The sequence below is a fragment of the Bacillus sp. AFS055030 genome, from assembly GCF_002574545.1.
GTDB lineage: Bacteria > Bacillota > Bacilli > Bacillales > Bacillaceae_G > Gottfriedia.
Map to the genome: position 1 here is coordinate 109,290 of NZ_NUGT01000017.1, position 19,229 is coordinate 128,518.

18 protein-coding genes are annotated in these 19,229 nt (G+C 33.7%); all 18 read left to right on the plus strand.

Translation table 11 applies throughout. The features are described from left to right. The first annotated feature begins 180 nt into the window (after positions 1-180). The 18 genes from CN925_RS07215 (at position 181) to CN925_RS07300 (ending at position 19,219) form a co-directional block, all read left to right on the plus strand. The gene (locus CN925_RS07215; RefSeq protein WP_098845580.1) at positions 181-570 is read left to right on the plus strand and encodes a GntR family transcriptional regulator; all 390 of its coding nucleotides are present in this window, start codon (positions 181-183) and stop codon (positions 568-570) included. Beyond that, entirely contained in the window at positions 571-1,260 is a 690-nt protein-coding gene (locus CN925_RS07220; RefSeq protein WP_098845581.1) for an ABC transporter ATP-binding protein, read from the plus strand. Further along, on the plus strand, positions 1,257-2,099 hold the full coding sequence (locus tag CN925_RS07225) for a hypothetical protein (protein ID WP_098845582.1): 843 nt from the start codon (positions 1,257-1,259) through the stop codon (positions 2,097-2,099). Before CN925_RS07220 ends, CN925_RS07225 begins: the two co-directional genes overlap by 4 nt. A gap of 13 nt (positions 2,100-2,112) precedes the next feature. Then, the gene (locus tag CN925_RS07230) at positions 2,113-3,381 is read left to right on the plus strand and encodes a hypothetical protein (RefSeq protein WP_098845583.1); all 1,269 of its coding nucleotides are present in this window, start codon (positions 2,113-2,115) and stop codon (positions 3,379-3,381) included. Between the two features lie 288 nt (positions 3,382-3,669). After that, positions 3,670-5,655: an excinuclease ABC subunit UvrB gene (gene uvrB / locus CN925_RS07235; protein WP_098845584.1), complete on the plus strand. Its 1,986-nt coding sequence runs from the start codon at positions 3,670-3,672 to the stop codon at positions 5,653-5,655. 14 nt (positions 5,656-5,669) lie between these two features. Beyond that, a complete protein-coding gene (gene uvrA / locus CN925_RS07240; protein WP_098845698.1) occupies positions 5,670-8,528 on the plus strand; it encodes an excinuclease ABC subunit UvrA in 2,859 nt (952 codons plus the stop codon). 229 nt (positions 8,529-8,757) lie between these two features. After that, a complete protein-coding gene (locus CN925_RS07245) occupies positions 8,758-8,952 on the plus strand; it encodes a PspC domain-containing protein (protein WP_098845585.1) in 195 nt (64 codons plus the stop codon). Next, on the plus strand, positions 8,953-9,327 hold the full coding sequence (locus CN925_RS07250) for a phage holin family protein (protein WP_098845586.1): 375 nt from the start codon (positions 8,953-8,955) through the stop codon (positions 9,325-9,327). 272 nt (positions 9,328-9,599) lie between these two features. Further along, entirely contained in the window at positions 9,600-10,541 is a 942-nt protein-coding gene (gene hprK, locus CN925_RS07255) for an HPr(Ser) kinase/phosphatase (protein WP_098845587.1), read from the plus strand. 21 nt (positions 10,542-10,562) lie between these two features. Further along, entirely contained in the window at positions 10,563-11,375 is an 813-nt protein-coding gene (gene lgt, locus CN925_RS07260; protein ID WP_098845588.1) for a prolipoprotein diacylglyceryl transferase, read from the plus strand. Between the two features lie 24 nt (positions 11,376-11,399). Beyond that, positions 11,400-12,344: a nucleoside recognition domain-containing protein gene (locus tag CN925_RS07265; protein ID WP_098845589.1), complete on the plus strand. Its 945-nt coding sequence runs from the start codon at positions 11,400-11,402 to the stop codon at positions 12,342-12,344. Between the two features lie 13 nt (positions 12,345-12,357). Further along, entirely contained in the window at positions 12,358-13,005 is a 648-nt protein-coding gene (gene ppaX, locus CN925_RS07270; RefSeq protein WP_098845590.1) for a pyrophosphatase PpaX, read from the plus strand. Continuing rightward, the gene (locus CN925_RS07275) at positions 13,002-13,502 is read left to right on the plus strand and encodes an acyltransferase (RefSeq protein WP_098845591.1); all 501 of its coding nucleotides are present in this window, start codon (positions 13,002-13,004) and stop codon (positions 13,500-13,502) included. The genes ppaX and CN925_RS07275 overlap by 4 nt, the downstream gene beginning before the upstream one ends. 176 nt (positions 13,503-13,678) lie before the next feature. After that, a complete protein-coding gene (locus CN925_RS07280; protein WP_098845592.1) occupies positions 13,679-15,178 on the plus strand; it encodes a tetratricopeptide repeat protein in 1,500 nt (499 codons plus the stop codon). 266 nt (positions 15,179-15,444) lie between these two features. Next, positions 15,445-16,392 (plus strand): thioredoxin-disulfide reductase, encoded by a 948-nt coding sequence (gene trxB, locus CN925_RS07285; protein ID WP_098845593.1) that lies wholly within the window; start codon positions 15,445-15,447, stop codon positions 16,390-16,392. A 484-nt stretch (positions 16,393-16,876) separates the two neighbouring features. Further along, on the plus strand, positions 16,877-17,335 hold the full coding sequence (locus tag CN925_RS07290; RefSeq protein WP_098845594.1) for an NUDIX hydrolase: 459 nt from the start codon (positions 16,877-16,879) through the stop codon (positions 17,333-17,335). 31 nt (positions 17,336-17,366) lie between these two features. Beyond that, positions 17,367-18,251 (plus strand): RNase adapter RapZ, encoded by an 885-nt coding sequence (rapZ, locus tag CN925_RS07295; protein ID WP_098845595.1) that lies wholly within the window; start codon positions 17,367-17,369, stop codon positions 18,249-18,251. Next, on the plus strand, positions 18,251-19,219 hold the full coding sequence (locus CN925_RS07300) for a gluconeogenesis factor YvcK family protein (RefSeq protein ID WP_098845596.1): 969 nt from the start codon (positions 18,251-18,253) through the stop codon (positions 19,217-19,219). The genes rapZ and CN925_RS07300 overlap by 1 nt, the downstream gene beginning before the upstream one ends. Positions 19,220-19,229: the final 10 nt, after the last annotated feature.

Genomic DNA, 19,229 nt, shown 5'->3' on the forward strand with positions numbered 1-19,229 from the left:
TTCAATTTTAGTCTAGTATTTTTTTAAATATTTATGTTTGACATTTTTGGTGTACTACATGTATAGTACACATATAAGGTGTATTATTTGAGTAATACACATCATTATGTGTTAAGTGTATGAACTAAGTAGTACACACACATACTACGAAGATCGTAAAAAAGGCGAGGAGGTGGATTGATGGAATTTATAGTGAATAACCGGGAACCAGTTTATCTACAAGTCGTTAGGCATTTTAAACAACAAATTGCGAAAAGACTATTAGAAGCAGGGCAAGAAATACCATCAAGAAGAGAATTGGCTGTTCAATTTAATATAAATCCAAATACTGTACAAAAAGCATACAAGGAAATGGAGGAACAAGGATTGATTACGACTGAACGAAATTTCCCTAGTAAGATTACGACTGACATAAAAGTGTTAAATGGTGTACGAAATGAATTGATTATGGAAGCTGTAAACGAATTTATCGATTCAATTAAAGTGATCAATGTTCCAGTAGAAGAGTTACTTACAATGGTCAAACAAAACTATGAACAAAAGATAAAAGAAGAGAAAGGGGAGGTATAAATGATACAAGTAAAGAATGTTTCAAAAAAATATGGTCGGAAAAATGTTTTACGTGATATTTCTTTCACTGCAAATAAAGGAGAAATCACTTGCTTAATTGGGATTAACGGTGTCGGTAAGTCTACCACAATGAAGGCAATTATGGGGATTACGCCGATCGATCGCGGTGAAATATTAATAGATGATAAAAAAATGAATCATACAATGTACGAAAATATTACGTTTATTCCAGATACAATGACAATGCTACCTAGTTATACAGTTGGAGAAGCAATGCAGTTTATGAAGGATTTTTATGTGAAATGGAATCCAGAGCGTGCAAAAGAGTTACTTGGATTTTTCCGTTTAAAGGAAGACGAAAAATTAGGTGAACTTTCAAAAGGTAATGCTGCAAAAGCAAATTTACTGTTTGGATTAGGCCTAGATGTTGATTACGTTCTAATGGATGAACCTTTTTCTGGTATCGATATGTTTAGTAGAGAGCAAATAGCAAAAGTGTTTACGAGTCACTTAATTGAGGATCGAGGCGTGATTATCACTACGCATGAAATTAGTGATATTGAGCATTTAATCGATAAGGTTGTTTTATTAGATAATGGTGAAATTTTAAAAGAGTTTTATACAGAAGAAATACGTTTAGAAGAAGGTAAATCAGTGATGGATGTAATGAGAGAGGTGTATGAGTCTTGAATCGATATTTAAAACTAGTTAATTTTGAGGTTAATCGACTTTTTAAATTATATATAGCGTTACTCATTTTAGTAGCTATTTCACAGTTTGTAAGTATATTTGTAGTAAAGTCCAGCTATATGGAAATGGCTAATGAGGCAAATTATGCTAGTTCTGTAAAGGCAACCAAGGAATTTATCACTTCAAACGGTTTACTAAATTTTAACAAAGTGGCTAATCATTCTTTATTTATTGGTCCAATTGTTATATGTATCGCTTTAATGATGTTCTATGTTTTTATCATTTGGTACAGAGATTACTTTGGAAAAAATACGTTTATTTACCGTTTGTTTATGCTACCAACTTCGAGAATGACAATTTACTTTGCTAAAGCGACTACGATATTAATTATGGTGTTGAGTTTATTGGCTTTTCAACTAATACTTTTACCAATCGAAATAAACGTATTCCAAAATATTATTCCGAGTGAACTATTAGGAAAAATGAGTACAGTTGATCTTTTTATGCAACCTAATATTTTTGCGATGGTTTTACCAAGTAACTTTGTAGATTTCATTCTTAGGTATGTGATTGGAATAGGGCTAGTGTTAGTTCTGTTCACATTCATCCTATTGGAACGTAGTTATCGTTGGAAAGGCATTTTATTTGCTGTTTTATACGGAGTTGCAATTGTCATTTTACTTGCTTCACCAATGATGATTGAATCTTTCATTTTTAGAAATGATTTCTCGTTTTATCCAAGTGAAGTCATTTATATGGAAATAGGCTTTTTTATTATCATCATTACAGTTTCAATCTTATTTAGTAGGTATTTATTAAAAAACAAAGTATCGGTGTAAGGAGGAGTTTAGTATGAAGCGATATCGTAATTTGGCAGTAATAGCTGTTGTCACGATGATCAGTCTAGGTACGTTTTTTACGAAAGTAGCCATGTCGGAAAGTAAATTACCTAAATTTTACTTAAAAAGTGAAAATGGTGACTCGAAATACGTTAAAAATTTAATTATTACCGGTGGATATGGTCAAGAAGGTGGTAGAAGTTTAAGTATTACGACTGACGGTAGTGAATATAAAGATAATAATTCAATCTTTAGTGAACTTGATCGTAATTACTATGATTTAAAGAAATTAAATGAGTTGAAAAAGAATGAAAGAAATTTTATGCGCGGAAAATTTTCTTCTTCTCAATTTTATATCGATAAAGATTATGCATGGCATGCTGAGGTAAAAGGTGGAAAGATGGGAGGTACGTATGAACATCAAAATAATCATTTTAAAATGTATATAGATGGGCTAGACCTTCAAAATAAAGATCGTTATAAATTTAAAATTGATATCCCAGGTGAAGAAAATTACTCATATATAAATGTAGAGGATGTACAATTAGTCGGTAAAGAGTTAGTTGTCATCACTTATCAAAATAAAACGATAAATAATATTACAAATTCTGATGCTAATAACGAACAAACTGAACTAGTTATGTATCGAATTAATGTAAACCAAAAGAAAATTGTTGAACGTAAAGTGATTAATAAATCATCCAACGACCAAAAAACGCACACGCGTATTGATATACAAAATTTCATATCAGAATCAGATCAAACGATTCCTTCTAAATTTAATGTTTATCGAAAGGCAAAACTAAAAGATACAGTTCAAACAAATGGAGAAACAATAACTGAAGAAATAAGTAATGAAATAATCGTGTTTAATTTAGAAACTGATAAAGAAGAAACTTTAAACTTATCGAATGAACAGAAAAAAGAATTAGAGGAGAGTAATATAATCTTAGATAAAGATAAATTGTATTTTATAAAGAGCGATGATAAAGATACTTCAGTATTAATCTATAATCTAAACAATAGAAAAATTGAAGGTGAGCCAGTTCATCTTTCTAAAATAAATACAAATAATGTTTCAAATTATAAAATTATTGACGAAAAGCTATACGCAATTACGAATAACAATGAGAATTCTGGAAAGTTAAATAAAGGTTTGATTATTGCCGATTTAACAAGTGGACAAAGTGTTTTCGAAGGTCAGATTGAAGTGAAGAATAGTAAAGGGAATGCTAGTAAAGCATTAAAAAAATTACAAATTTATGATTTTCAGGTTGAATAAGTAGGACAGGAAAAAGAGAAGAGATTGGTTATAGGGAAAGGGTTTTATAAAACTTATAAAATCTTTACCTATGACTTTTTCTTTCTTTATTCCTGTTCTTTTTTCTTTATCTCATACTTAAGTTGAGGAATGTACGTTCTAGTTTGGTAACTTGATTTCGTACTAGAACATCGATATTATGTAAAGATGATTAAATTTTAAAGTACATTTGTTCTGTTTTTGATTGATTTTTGAAAATTTGTGGTAAAATAGAAGGATAGGTATGTTTTGGAAATGGAGGCGGGGAAGATGGAGCGGGAATTCGAGGTAGTTTCTAATTATTCACCTCAAGGTGACCAACCAAATGCGATTAAGCAGTTAGTTGAAGGAATTAGAAATGGTAAAAAGCATCAAGTTTTATTAGGTGCAACAGGAACGGGAAAAACGTTTACTATTTCAAATGTAATTAAAGAAGTAGGAAAACCTACATTAGTATTTGCTCACAATAAAACATTAGCAGGGCAATTATATAGTGAATTAAAAGAGTTCTTTCCTAATAATGCAGTTGAGTATTTCGTTAGTTATTATGATTATTTTCAACCAGAAGCTTATGTACCTCAGACGGATACTTATATTGAAAAAGATTCAAGTATTAATGATGAAATTGATAAATTACGCCACTCTGCGACTTCCTCCCTTTTTGAACGTAAGGATGTCATTATTGTAGCGAGTGTTTCTTGTATTTACGGTTTAGGTTCTCCTGAAGAATATCGTGAATTAGTTTGTTCTCTTCGTACTGGAATGGAAATTAGTAGAGACGACCTATTACATAAGTTAGTAGATATTCAGTATGCGCGTAATGATATTGACTTCTCACGTGGTACATTCCGAGTTCGTGGAGATGTTGTTGAAATATTCCCAGCATCACGTGATGAGCACTGTATTCGTGTGGAATTTTTTGGTGATGAAATTGAGAGAATTAGAGAAGTGGATGCATTAACAGGTGAAATTTTAGGTGACCGTGAACACGTTGCAATTTTCCCGGCTTCCCACTTCGTTACACGTGAAGAAAAAATGAAAATTGCTATTAAAAATATAGAAGTTGAGCTTGAAGAACGATTAAAGGAATTGAGGGATAACGGTAAGTTACTAGAAGCTCAAAGACTTGAGCAGCGTACTAGATATGATTTAGAAATGATGAACGAGATGGGATTTTGTTCAGGAATTGAAAACTATTCTCGTCATCTGACGCTGAGACCACCAGGTTCTACGCCTTATACATTATTAGACTATTTTCCAGAAGACTTCTTAATGGTGATTGACGAGTCACATGTTACAGTTCCACAAATTCGAGGAATGTTTAACGGTGACCAAGCAAGAAAGCAAGTATTAGTAGATCATGGATTCCGTCTGCCTTCAGCATTGGATAATCGACCATTGAAGTTTGTTGAATTTGAGGAAAAGGTTCAACAAACTATTTACGTAACTGCTACGCCAGGACCATATGAGTTAGAGCTGTGTCCTGAGAAGGTAGAGCAAATTATTCGTCCAACAGGTCTACTTGATCCGACGATAGATGTCCGTCCGATTGAAGGTCAAATTGACGATCTGATTGACGAAGTTCGTAATCGCATTGCCAAAAATGAGAGAGTACTAATTACTACTTTAACGAAGAAAATGTCTGAAGATTTAACGGATTATTTGAAAGAAATCGGAATTAAAGTTAATTATTTACATTCTGAAATTAAAACGCTTGAACGAATTGAAATTATTCGCGATCTTCGTTTAGGAAAATATGATGTATTAATTGGTATTAACCTTTTACGTGAAGGGATCGATATTCCTGAAGTTTCATTAGTCGTCATATTAGATGCAGATAAAGAAGGATTTTTACGATCTGAACGTTCATTAATACAAACAATTGGTCGAGCTGCAAGGAATTCAAATGGTCATGTTATTATGTATGCTGATAAAATGACGAATTCGATGGAAATTGCTATTAATGAAACAAAACGTCGTCGCCAGATTCAGGAAGAATATAACAAAAAACATGGAATTACGCCTAAAACGATTATTAAGCAAGTACGTGACGTGATTCGAGCAACTTCTGTAGCTGAAGAAGAAGAAGTTTATGAAAACGGTATTAGTGCTAAATATAAGAAAATGAACAAAAAAGAACGTCATTTATTTATTCAATCAATTGAAATGGAAATGAAGGACGCAGCGAAGGCGCTTGATTTTGAGCGAGCAACAGAACTTCGTGACTTAATATTAGAATTGAAGTCTGAGAGGTGAAGAACTTGAAAAGTATGAATGAAATAATTATAAAAGGGGCCAGAGCGCATAACTTAAAAAATATCGATGTTACGATCCCGCGTAATCAATTAGTAGTAGTGACTGGTTTATCGGGTTCAGGTAAGTCGTCTCTAGCTTTTGATACGATTTATGCAGAAGGTCAACGCAGATATGTAGAATCATTATCTGCGTATGCTCGTCAATTTTTAGGTCAAATGGATAAACCGGATGTTGATTCGATTGAAGGACTTTCACCTGCAATTTCAATTGATCAAAAAACGACTAGCCGAAATCCTCGTTCGACAGTTGGTACTGTAACAGAGATTTACGACTATCTACGACTTCTTTATGCTCGTATTGGAACGCCAATTTGTCCAAATCATGGTATCGAAATTTCTTCTCAAACAGTTGAACAAATGGTCGATCGTGTAATGGAGTATCCTGAACGAACAAAAATTCAAGTGCTTGCTCCAGTAGTATCTGGTCGTAAAGGGACACATGTAAAAGTATTTGAAGAAATTAAAAAACAAGGGTTCGTTCGCGTTCGTGTTGATGGTGAGTTATTTGATGTTTCTGATGAAATTGAATTAGAGAAAAATAAGAAGCATTCAATTGAAGTTGTAATTGACCGTATTGTTGTAAAAGATGGTGTAGCATCTCGACTAGCTGATTCTCTTGAAACAGCATTAAAATTAGGAGAAGGTCGAGTGATCATTGATGTAATAGGTGAAGAAGAATTACTTTTTAGTGAGCATCATGCATGTCCTCTGTGTGGTTTCTCAATTGGGGAATTAGAACCACGCATGTTTTCGTTTAACAGCCCTTTTGGAGCTTGTCATTCATGTGATGGTTTAGGAACGAAATTAGAAGTAGACTTAAACTTAGTCATCCCAAATGATGAATTGACACTTAAAGAAAATGCTATAGCACCTTGGGAATCAATTAGCTCAATGTATTATCCTCAATTACTAGAAAGTGTATGTAATCATTATGGAATTGATATGAATATTCCATTTAAGGACATACCAAAAGATCTCCAAGACAAAATTCTTTATGGTAGTAATGGTGAACAAATTTATTTTAAATATGATAACGAGCAAGGGCATGTTCGTGAAGCAATGATTGAATTTGAGGGTGTTATTTCGAATGTAGAAAGACGTTTTAAAGAAACATCTTCCGATTTTATTCGTGAACAAATGGAAAAATACATGGCTCAACAACATTGTCCAACTTGTAAAGGGCATCGTCTAAGAAAAGAGGCTCTTGCAGTATTTATTGGTGGATTGCACGTCGGTGAAGTAACAAAAATGTCAGTTAAAGAAGCATTTGAGTTCTTTGGTACACTTGAATTAACGCCAAAACAAGAAAAAATAGCAAATCTAATCCTTCGAGAAATTAGAGAGCGTTTAGGCTTTTTAGTAAATGTAGGTTTAGATTATTTAACATTGAACCGAGCTGCTGGTACATTATCTGGTGGAGAAGCTCAAAGGATTCGTTTGGCAACGCAAATTGGTTCGAGATTAACCGGGGTTTTATATATTTTGGATGAGCCATCAATTGGATTACACCAACGTGATAATGATCGTTTAATCTCAACTTTGTTAAATATGAGAGACATTGGAAATACATTAATTGTTGTCGAACATGATGAAGATACAATGTTAGCTGCAGATTATTTAATTGATATCGGACCGGGTGCTGGAATTCACGGTGGACAGGTCATTTCACAAGGAACGCCAAATGAAGTGATGAATGATCAAAATTCATTAACAGGGAAGTACTTATCGGGTGAGAAGTTTATTCCTGTACCGCTTGAGCGTAGAAAAGGCGATGGACGTGAAATTAAAATTGTTGGAGCAAAAGAAAACAATTTAAAAAATGTATCAGCCTCATTCCCGTTAGGTACATTTGTTGCAGTAACAGGTGTATCAGGATCAGGGAAAAGTACATTAATTAATGAGATTTTATATAAATCATTAGCTCAAAAATTAAATGGCTCGAAAGTTCGTCCTGGAGAGCATAAAGAAATTAAAGGGATTGATCAATTGGAGAAGGTTATTGATATTGATCAATCACCAATTGGTCGTACCCCTCGTTCAAATCCAGCTACTTATACTGGTGTATTTGATGATATTCGAGATGTATACGCCGCTACAAATGAGTCAAAAGTGCGCGGTTATAAGAAAGGTCGTTTTAGCTTCAACGTTAAAGGTGGTAGATGTGAAGCGTGCCGAGGCGATGGAATTATTAAAATCGAAATGCATTTCTTACCAGATGTTTACGTACCATGTGAGGTTTGTCATGGTAAACGATATAATCGAGAAACTTTAGAAGTTAAGTATAAAGATAAATCGATTTCTGAAGTTTTAAATATGACAGTAGAGGATGCAGTATCATTCTTTGAAAATATCCCTAAGATTAAACGTAAACTCCAAACGTTATTTGATGTAGGTTTAGGTTATATTACATTAGGTCAACCTGCTACGACTTTATCTGGTGGAGAAGCACAGCGTGTTAAACTAGCTTCTGAGCTTCATAAACGTACGAATGGAAGAACTTTATATATATTAGATGAACCTACTACAGGACTTCATGTTGATGATATTGCACGATTATTAGTTGTTTTACAAAGACTAGTAGATAATGGAGATACTGTGCTTGTAATTGAACATAACTTAGATGTTATTAAAGCAGCCGACTATCTCATCGATCTAGGACCAGAAGGTGGAGACAAAGGTGGTACCATCGTAGCAACCGGTACACCAGAGAAACTATGTAAAGTTGAAGCGTCTCATACAGGTAAGTATTTAAAAGCTGTATTAGAACGTGACAAAGCTAGAATGGAAAAAAGATTAGCTTTGATGGAATCTTAATCTTAAAATAGATAGACTAAGAAATAGTAAAAGAGAGATACAAAGAATAGGACCTAAACTCCTTTTCTTTGTATTTGTTTTTATTTGGAGTTACGTTTACGTATTCATAATTGCTTTTGCTTGAAAAGTAGTCCACATTTCTTTAATGTTTTAACATAGAATAAATAATAAAATAGAAAATAAGTAATGTTAAAAAAATGATGGCGTATCGATAGAGAGGAGATTTTTTTTGAAAAAATTATATCGATCTTCTAAAGATTCTATGCTTGCAGGTGTATGTGGTGGATTGGGTAAGTATTTTAAGATGGACAGTACATTAATCCGTTTACTGTTTGTTATATTATTCTTCGTAGGATTTGGATCGCTACTATTTGTGTATTTAATTTGGATATTTGTTGTTCCAGAAGAAGGTGAAGTCAATTAAATGAGATGGTTATTTTCATTAGCTATTAATAGCTTAGTTTTTATTGTAGTAGCAGGATTTCTGCAACCAGATTTTTATGTAAAAAATATTCCAACGGCTATCATTGCTGCGTTGGTGTTATCGATTTTAAATACAATTATTCGCCCGATCTTAATTTTAATAACGTTACCTGTAACCGTTTTTACAATGGGATTATTCCTGTTTATTATTAATGCATTTACGCTAGAAATGACGGATTATTTATTAGGGGATGCCTTACGAGTAAATGGATTCGGAACTGCTATTATCGCATCGATTCTAATTAGTACATTCAGTATGTTAATTCAATATTTCGTGTTCGGTTCAAAGGACAAAAAAAAGCATAGTAATCGGTAAAAAAGAGGCATCTCTTAAGTAAAATACTTTTGAGAGTCTTTTTTTATTTAATGGATATTCGATATTCGAACATTATGTGAACACCTTTGTTAATGACTGCTCATCATTGCTATCATGCCAAAACTGATTGTATAGTCTCTAAATCCCGTTGATCCATTAATGATTTTTAATCGTTTTATTGCAGTTAGTGGCTTGGCGACATTTTCCCACAAAGTTTAAAAATGGTACAATATGAAAGATAATACATAATTATTAATCCTTAGGAGGCTTGTATGGCTAAATTACGTACAAAGAATCTAGTAGAGTATTTTAAATTAGAGGTCATTAGTGGAAGTGCGGGTTTGAATCGTTCGATTAACACGACTGACTTATCTCGTCCAGGTATAGAGGTTGCAGGTTTTTTTACATACTATCCATCTGATCGAGTACAAATATTAGGGAAAACAGAATTAACTTTTTATCATAGTTTAACTGACGAAGAAAAACATAATCGATTAAGAAAGCTTTGTGCAGATGATACGCCTTGTATTATCGTGACGCGTGGTTTAGAAATTCCGCCCGAATTAATTGAAGCGGGTGACGAAACTGGAGTACCTATTTTACTCTCAAACAGTAAAACAACTACAATGTACAGCAGACTTACTAGTTATCTAGAGGCTAAACTTGCTCCAACTACAGCATTACACGGTGTACTAGTTGATATTTATGGTGTAGGTGTATTAATTACTGGAAAAAGTGGAGTAGGTAAAAGTGAAACGGCCTTAGAGTTAGTAAAACGTGGTCATCGTTTAGTAGCAGATGATTCAGTAGAGATTCGTCAAACTGATGAAGATACGCTGATTGGTTCATCTCCTGAATTAATTGAGCATTTATTGGAAATTCGTGGATTAGGAATTATTAATGTTATGACTCTTTTCGGAGCGGGATCTGTCCGTAACTACAAGCGTATTACGTTGAATATCGATTTAGAGACGTGGGACTCTCAAAAGGTTTACGATCGGGTAGGCTTAGACGATGAAAAACTTAAAATATTAGATACAGATATTTCGAAAATTACTTTGCCTGTTCGACCAGGTCGAAATTTAGCTGTTATTATTGAGGTAGCAGCGATGAACTTCCGTTTGAAAAATATGGGGGTAAATGCTGCACAGCAATTTGCAGATCGTCTAGAGAAAGTAATTCAAGGCGGTAATAGCGTTAGTGATTTAATTTAATGAAAAAGTGGGGAAATTTAAATGGAGTCAAATATTCAGCCATTAGATAAAGTATTTTTACACTTAGGTCCTCTTTCGATAAAGTGGTATGGGGTATTGATCGGTTTAGGTGTTATATTAGGTTTATGGTTGGCAATTCGCGAAAGTAAACGACGTGGAATACCTGATGATACATTTTTGGATCTTATTTTAGTAGCTTTACCATCCGCTATTATAGGGGCTAGAATTTATTATGTACTCTTTGAGTGGAGCTATTACTCTACGCATGTTAGTGAAATACCGGCCATTTGGCATGGTGGATTAGCTATTCACGGTGGATTAATTGGAGCTTTTATTGCTAGTTACTTCTTTACGAAGAAACGAGGCATTTCATTTTGGAAGCTTGCAGATATCGCAGCACCAAGTATTTTAGTAGGCCAAATGCTTGGGCGTTGGGGGAACTTCATGAACCAAGAGGCACATGGTGGTCCAGTAACTAGATCATTTTTAGAAAGTCTCCATCTACCTACTTGGATTATTAATCAAATGTATATCGATGGAACGTATTATCATCCAACGTTTTTATATGAATCATTATGGAGTTTACTAGGGATTATCTTCCTACTAATTTTAAGAAGAGTGAATCTTAGACGTGGTGAAATGTTTTTAACGTATTTAATTTGGTATTCAGTTGGTCGTTTCTTTATTGAAGGCTTAAGAACAGATAGTTTGATGTTAACAAATACAATTAGAATGGCTCAATTTATTTCAGTCGTAATTATTGTTCTATCAATTATCATTCTTGTTTATCGAAGAGTTAAAGGGTTATCGAATGAACGTTATTTAGACGCATAAGTTTGTTAAACAGGAGTGGGAAGCATGTTTGAGACTTTAAAGAGAGGGTTACTAGTTGGTTTACAAACTTCTTGGAAAATAGGGAAAATCATTTTCCCTATTTCTTTCATTTTAACGATTATTAAAGAAACTGCACTTATGGACTGGTTTGTTACTCTTCTTGAACCACTAATGAGTTTTATCGGTTTAAAGGGAGATGCAGCATTAGTATTAGTGCTAGGAAATGTTTTAAATCTATATGCAGCCCTTGGGGCAATGCTACCGATGGATTTAACTGTTAAGGAAGCATTGATCCTTGCAGTTATGTTAAGTTTTTCTCATAATCTATTTGTTGAAACGACAGTAGCAACTGCTGTAGGGGTTCGAGCATCTTTTGTTGTTTTAGTTAGGATAGGATTTGCAATTATATCTGCTATTTGTATTCATTTCTTTTGGTCTGGTGGGACTGAAATCGTTCATAAAGGCATTGCAGTTGCAGAAAGTGTTAACCAGTCAGGATGGGAGATCGTATATACTGCAATCATTTCGTCATTAATGGGTATTTTAAACCTTGTTAAAATTGTTTTTCCATTAATGTTAGTAATTCAAATTGCAAAAGATTATGGCTGGATGAATTATATAACAAAAGCATTATCTCCGTTTACCAAATTAATCGGTGTTGAAGCAAAGGCTGGGGTTACATTAGCTGCGGGATTGTTTTTTGGGTTAGCTTTTGGAGCAGGCGTTATGATTCAAGCGGTTAAAGAAGATGGGGTTTCGAAACGTGATTTATATCTTGTTTTTTTATTTTTAGTAGCTTGTCATGCTGTAGTAGAAGATACACTTCTCTTTATTCCTTTAGGGATTCCAGTTTTATACTTATTTTTAATTCGTTTCTTTGTCGCGTTAGTTGTTACTTGTATAGTTGCAAGAATCGTCGGAAGAGTAGGTAGAAACGCTGAATCAAGTTTAAAAGCTGAAGTGAAATAGAAAGGAAATTCTTATGAAAATAAATACGATATTATTTGATTTAGATGGTACTTTAATCAATACAAATGAATTAATCATTGCTTCATTCTTGCATACATTGAATAAATATTATCCTGAACAATACAAACGTGAACATGTTATTCCTTTTATGGGTCCAACTTTAACTGAATCATTCTCTTCAATAGATCCAGAAAGAGTGGACGAGTTCATCACGGAATATCGCCGTTTTAATATGGAGATGCATGATGAGTTTGTTGAGGAGTATGAAACAGTTTATGAGACGATTGAAACTTTACACAAATTAGGCTATAAAATTGGGATTGTAACAACGAAAGCACGAAATGTTGTTGAAATGGGCTTAAGTTTTAGTCGGTTAAAGCAATTCTTTGATACGGTTATCACAATTGATGACGTTCAAAATGCAAAGCCACATCCAGAACCAATCCAATTAGCTCTTAAAAAATTAAATTCGATTCCTGAAGAGTGTTTAATGGTGGGCGATAATTACCATGATATTGAAGGTGGTCAAAACGCTGGAACGAAAACAGCAGGTGTTGCTTGGTCGCTAAAAGGAAAAGAATTTTTAGCTACTTTTAAACCTGATTATATGCTTGAAAAGATGAGCGATATCTTACCAATCTTAGGAATTGATGAAAAGTGAGGAAAACCAAGCGATACCTAATTGAAGGTGAAAATTCACTATGGCAAGTGTACAAGACGGTTTCATTTTGGAAAACATTTCGGAATGTCATTGTCATTGAAATAGCTCGATATATCCCCTTCTTTAAACTGAAAAACTGGATGTATAGGACTCTTATCGGAATGAAAGTAGGAGAGTATACATCTTTTGCGTTTAAAGTAACGCCTGATTTAATGTTTCCAGAATTAATTTCAGTTGGTAGGAATTCGATTATTGGCTATAATACAACAATCTTGGCGCATGAATATTTAATTAATGAATACCGATTAGGAGAAGTCATTATTGGTAATAATGTGTTAGTTGGTGCAAATACGACAATCCTGCCGGGTGTGACAATTGGTGATGGTGCAAAAGTTTCGGCTGCAACACTCGTCAACAAGGATGTTCCAGCTGGTGCATTCGTTGGAGGTAATCCTATGGTTATTATATCATTACCTCAAAACGAAACGACTATTTAAAGATTGAAAAAAGTAGTTTTCAATAGGTTTTGTTTCGGTTAGAATAATACTTTGACAACTTATTTAGATAATGTGGAAATTGTACGTTCGTTTAAAATTTCTTATAATTTGGACGGCGACTATTTCCTCTTTTTATGTGATATACTGTGATAAGCTTTTAAAAACTGGAGGATCGAATGTCAGAAAATTTGGGGAATCAAACAAATCAATTTCATAATGTCGTTTCGTTCTCGTTACCGAAAGATTATTTCTATGAAAAAGGGATGAAAGCTTATAATAGTAACGATTCTGAGCAAGCGATTTATTATTTAAAAAAAGCTGCTGAAAATGAAGAAAATCAAACAGTTCTTATTGATATTTCTAGAAAGCTTTTATCATTACATCAATATCAAACTACAATTACAATTTTAGAATATATTTTAGATAAATATCCAACAAATGAGGATGTATACTATTTATTAGCATTTGCATTTTTTGAATTAGGATTGTTCCAAAAAGCGAATTTGTATGCTCAAAAGTATTTAGAAATTGGTACGGATGAAGAGCAAATAGAAGAACTAGAAGACTATTTAGATATTATCCATAGTGAAGAAGATGATGATTTAAGTATTAATGATGATTTATTAGTGCTTCAAGAGCGTGTTACAAGCTATTTGGCAAATCATGATTGGAAATCAGCTAAAACAACTTTACTTACTATTGTTGATAAGTATCAAGAATTTTGGCCAGCTTATAATAACCTAGCTTTAGTAGAGCTTCATTTAGGTAATCCTGAAGAAGCTGAGAGAATATTACAATATGTTTTAGAGGAAAACCCAGGTAATTTATCGGCTCTCATTCATTTAACAATGTTAAAAAGAATATTAAATGAACAAGAAGTTGCTCTACAATATCTAGAGGGCTTATCAAATATTATTCCAATCTCTGAAGAACACCGCCACAAGCTTGGTGTACTTTTCTACCAATTTAAAAAGTATGATGAAGCTTATAAGTTATTTAATTTACTTTACATGGAACGACCAGACCGTGAAATACAGTTTTATTATATGTTCTGTGATGCAGCTTATCAATCTGGAAGAATTGAAACGGCAGAGCGTATTTGGAATTTTGAAATGACTAGTGAATTTGATGATCATGAAGAATTGGCTCCTTGGGCTGAAAAAAAACATTCATCAAATGAAATCGAACAATTAATGGCTGAAACAGAGTACCAAGCGAAATACTCCAATTCGAATAGTGAGAGATGGGGATTAATCTTTTTCATGAAGGAATATTATTATGAACAAAAGTTTAGTTCAATCCTTCAAGATTTAAATCCGCTAGAAAATATTGGTCTCGATGAACAATTAGAACAAGTTCTTCTAAATAATATGTGTTATCTAGAGCCTCATCCATCATTAAATATTGCGATTAACGGGGCAAAGAAAGTACAGACAACTTGGGAAGAAGATTATATTATACTACGAAATCATCTTCAATTATGGTTCTTCGCTGTTTGTGAACTAACATTAAAATATAAAGAATTACCTGTAGACGAAGATGTTTTATTAGCTGCTACACATTATCTTGTTGAAAATGAAGCAAAACGTGTATCACAAAAGAAAATTGCAGCAAACTATAATATCTCTACCTATTTATTAAATAAAGGCATTAACGCCATTCGAAGCTTGTTTTAATACCAGATGGTGTTAATGCAAGCTTTCTTTATTTTACATTAAGGTGAGTACAGATCGGCAGCAAGGATTCGTAATCGACGTGGGGTATTATAGGAATTAAGTAAAGAGAAACTATACCTCTGACTTTTCCTAAAAGGCTCGTTTTGTCGACGAGTTTTCTTTATCATGAGCATATGATTTGTTGTTTTATGTCGTCACGTATTAGGATAGTGATAGATAATGAAGTTGGGCAAATTAGCCATTTAAGTACAAGGAGTGATTAAGTAATGGAAGAAAAAATTTATGATGTTATTATCATTGGAGCAGGTCCTGCAGGAATGACTGCAGCTGTATATACATCTCGTGCAAACCTTTCTACATTAATGATGGAACGTGGTATTCCAGGTGGACAGATGGCAAATACTGAAGAAATTGAAAACTACCCAGGTTTTGATAGTATTTTAGGTCCAGATTTATCAAATAAAATGTTTGATCATGCGAAAAAATTTGGTGCTGAATACGCTTATGGGGACATTAAAGAAATTATCGACGGTAAAGAATATAAAACAATTATTGCTGGTAAAAAAGAATACAAAGCACGTGCAATTATTATCGCAACAGGTGCAGAATACAAAAAAATTGGTGTTCCAGGTGAGCAAGAGCTTGGAGGACGTGGTGTTTCTTACTGTGCAGTTTGTGATGGAGCATTCTTTAAAGATAAAGAATTAGTAGTAGTAGGTGGCGGAGATTCAGCAGTAGAAGAAGGCGTATATTTAACTCGATATGCTTCTAAAGTTACAATCGTTCACCGTAGAGATCAATTACGTGCTCAAAAAATTCTTCAAGACCGTGCATTTGCAAATGAAAAGATTTCATTTATTTGGAATTCAACAATTAAAGAAATAAACGGTACTGATGGTAAAGTAAGTAGTGTAACACTTGTAGATACTCAAAATGGTGAAGAATCTGATTTTAAAACGGATGGCGTATTTATCTATATTGGAATGCTGCCATTAACGAAACCATTCGTAAGTTTAGGGATTACAAATGAAAATGGATATATCGAAACAAATGATGTAATGGAAACAAAAGTACCAGGTATTTTTGCTGCTGGTGACGTTCGTGAAAAAACTTTACGTCAAGTTGTAACAGCTACTGGAGACGGAAGTATTGCTGCTCAAGCAGTACAACATTATATCGAAGAATTAAAAGAAGAATTATCTAAAACTAACTAATCTATATAAAAGTAAACTGACAGATCACAGTAAGTTTTAGAATTGTGAACGAAATTGTAATATTCTGAAACTTATATGTAATTAGGATGTAACTCTCCTGAAATATAGTTGCTGTAATATAGACAATAACCAGAGAGCCCCCTAATATATAGGAACATGGATATGCGCTTGTCCATGTTCCCTTTTTTTGTGCATTGAATGATTGAAGTGCATCGACGAAGAATTAATAAAATGTACACTACGCCTTAAGTCTTCGCTAAAAAAGCTCGTCAATCATCGGTGAGTTTTCTTTATTTATCTTCGAATGTAATCGATTTTCTTCTTAAAACCATAGTTGCAATCCACAAAATCTTTTCCTATTGCCTAGACCTTTCTAACCTAATTCCTACTCTTAACAAGTTGTTGTCTGACTAGTTTAACGGTATAATATAGATTGGGCAGTTTCAACCAACTGCAAGTCCAAATTGTAAGTGAGGTATAAGAAATGCAAAGAGTTACACATTGTGTTTTGGCAAATGAAAATAATATCCTCCTGCTACAAAAACCTAGAAGAAACTGGTGGGTTGCACCCGGCGGTAAGATGGAGCCAGGTGAAAACATTAGGGAAGCAGTTGTTCGTGAATATCGTGAAGAAACAGGTGTTTACTTAAAAAACCCAAAATTAAAAGGTGTTTTTACGATTATTATAGAAGAAGATGCTAAGGTAGTGAATGAATGGATGATGTTTTCATTTTTGGCTACCGAGTTTGACGGAGAAAATCAAGATGAGTGTGAAGAAGGAATTCTTCGCTGGCATGCAATAGATGATGTGAAAAATCTTCCTATGGCAGCAGGTGACTATCATATTATCGATTATTTATTAAAAGGTACAGAAATTTTACATGGTACCTTTGTCTATACTCCAGATTTTGAATTATTAAGATATCGGTTGAATCCATCCTAATTAACCTAATTTATAGAAAGGGTTGAATTAAATGCCTACAAGATCACATGTAAAAATGGTTATTATAACTGGAATGTCAGGTGCTGGAAAGACTGTTGTTGTTCAAGCATTAGAGGATATCGGTTATTTCTGTGTTGACAATCTTCCTCCTGCTCTACTTCCAAAATTTGTAGAGCTATTAAAGGACCCGGATCACAATACAACAGATAAAGTTGCTCTAGTTATGGATTTACGAGGAAGAGAATTTTTTGATCAGTTAGGAAGTTCGTTAGATCAATTAATGTCTACTCCTTCAATCATCCCTCAAATTTTATTTTTAGATGCAACGAATGCCGCACTTGTCACTCGCTACAAAGAAACTCGTCGTTCACATCCACTTTCTCCAACGGGATCGCCATTAAAAGGAATTGAGATCGAACGTGCACTTTTAGCTGATGTAAAAGGTCGTGCGCAATTAATTTATGATACTTCAGATTTAAAGCCTAAAATTTTACGAGAAAAAATAATTGAACAATTTAGAGATAATGAACAAGAAGGTTTTTCAGTAAATATTATGTCATTCGGTTTTAAGTACGGAATACCAATTGATGCTGATTTAGTATTTGACGTACGATTTTTACCAAACCCATTTTATATAGAATCAATGCGTCCTTTAACTGGCTTAGATGAAGAAGTTTCTACTTATGTTCTTAAATTTAATGAGACAACCGAATTTATGTTGAAATTAATTGATTTAATTAGTTTTATGTTACCTCAATATAAAAGAGAGGGTAAAAGACAACTAATCATAGCGATTGGATGTACGGGTGGACAGCATCGTTCTGTTACCTTAGCAGAGTATTTAGCTAATTACTATAAGGATCAATATGATACGAATATTAGCCATAGGGACGTTGAAAAAAGGAGTCATAAGTAATGGTCAGTCAGCGTTCGAAAATCGTAATAATTGGAGGCGGAACGGGACTATCTGTTTTAGTCCGTGGGTTGAAAAAACATCCCGTTGATATAACCGCTATCGTTACAGTCGCAGATGATGGTGGTAGCTCTGGACGATTACGTGATGAGTTGAAAATTCCACCGCCTGGTGATGTACGAAATGTACTGGCCGCGTTATCAGATGTAGAACCGATGTTGGAAGAATTATTCCAGCATCGATTCGCAACAACTGGGGACCTTTCTGGACATTCTCTAGGTAATTTAATGCTAAGTGCAATGACTGCGATTACAGGTGATTTTTATCGTGCAATCATTGAAATGAGAAGAGTATTAAATGTTAGAGGGAAAGTTATACCAGCGGCTAATCAAAGTGTCGTCTTAAAAGCTGAATTAGAAGACGGTACAATTGTTTCAGGGGAATCGAAAATTCCTTATTCTGGTAAGAAGATTAAAAGAGTATTTTTAGCACCAGGAAATGTGGAACCTTTAAAAGAGGCGCTTGATGAAATTAAACGAGCTGACTTAATTGTAATTGGACCGGGTAGCCTATATACGAGTATCCTTCCTAATCTATTAGTAACTAAAATTGGGAATGCTGTTGTCGATTCAAAAGCTAAAAAAGTATATGTATGTAATGTAATGACCCAAGCTGGAGAAACTTTACATTATACAGCTAGTGATCATGTAAAAGCTCTATACAAACATTTAGACTCAAGTTTTATCGATACAATTATTGTTAATGAAGGCACAATGCCTAAAAATATTTTAGAACTTTATAAGGAAGAACATGCTCAACAAGTAATACTAGATCTAGATGAGCTTGAATCTTTAAATCTAGAAATTGTTCATAAATCGATCGTTAAATATGATGATAATGTGATTAGGCATGATACAGTAAAATTAGCTGAAATCTTGTGTGATCTAATCCCGACAAAAATAAAAGAATAGTGAAAAAATC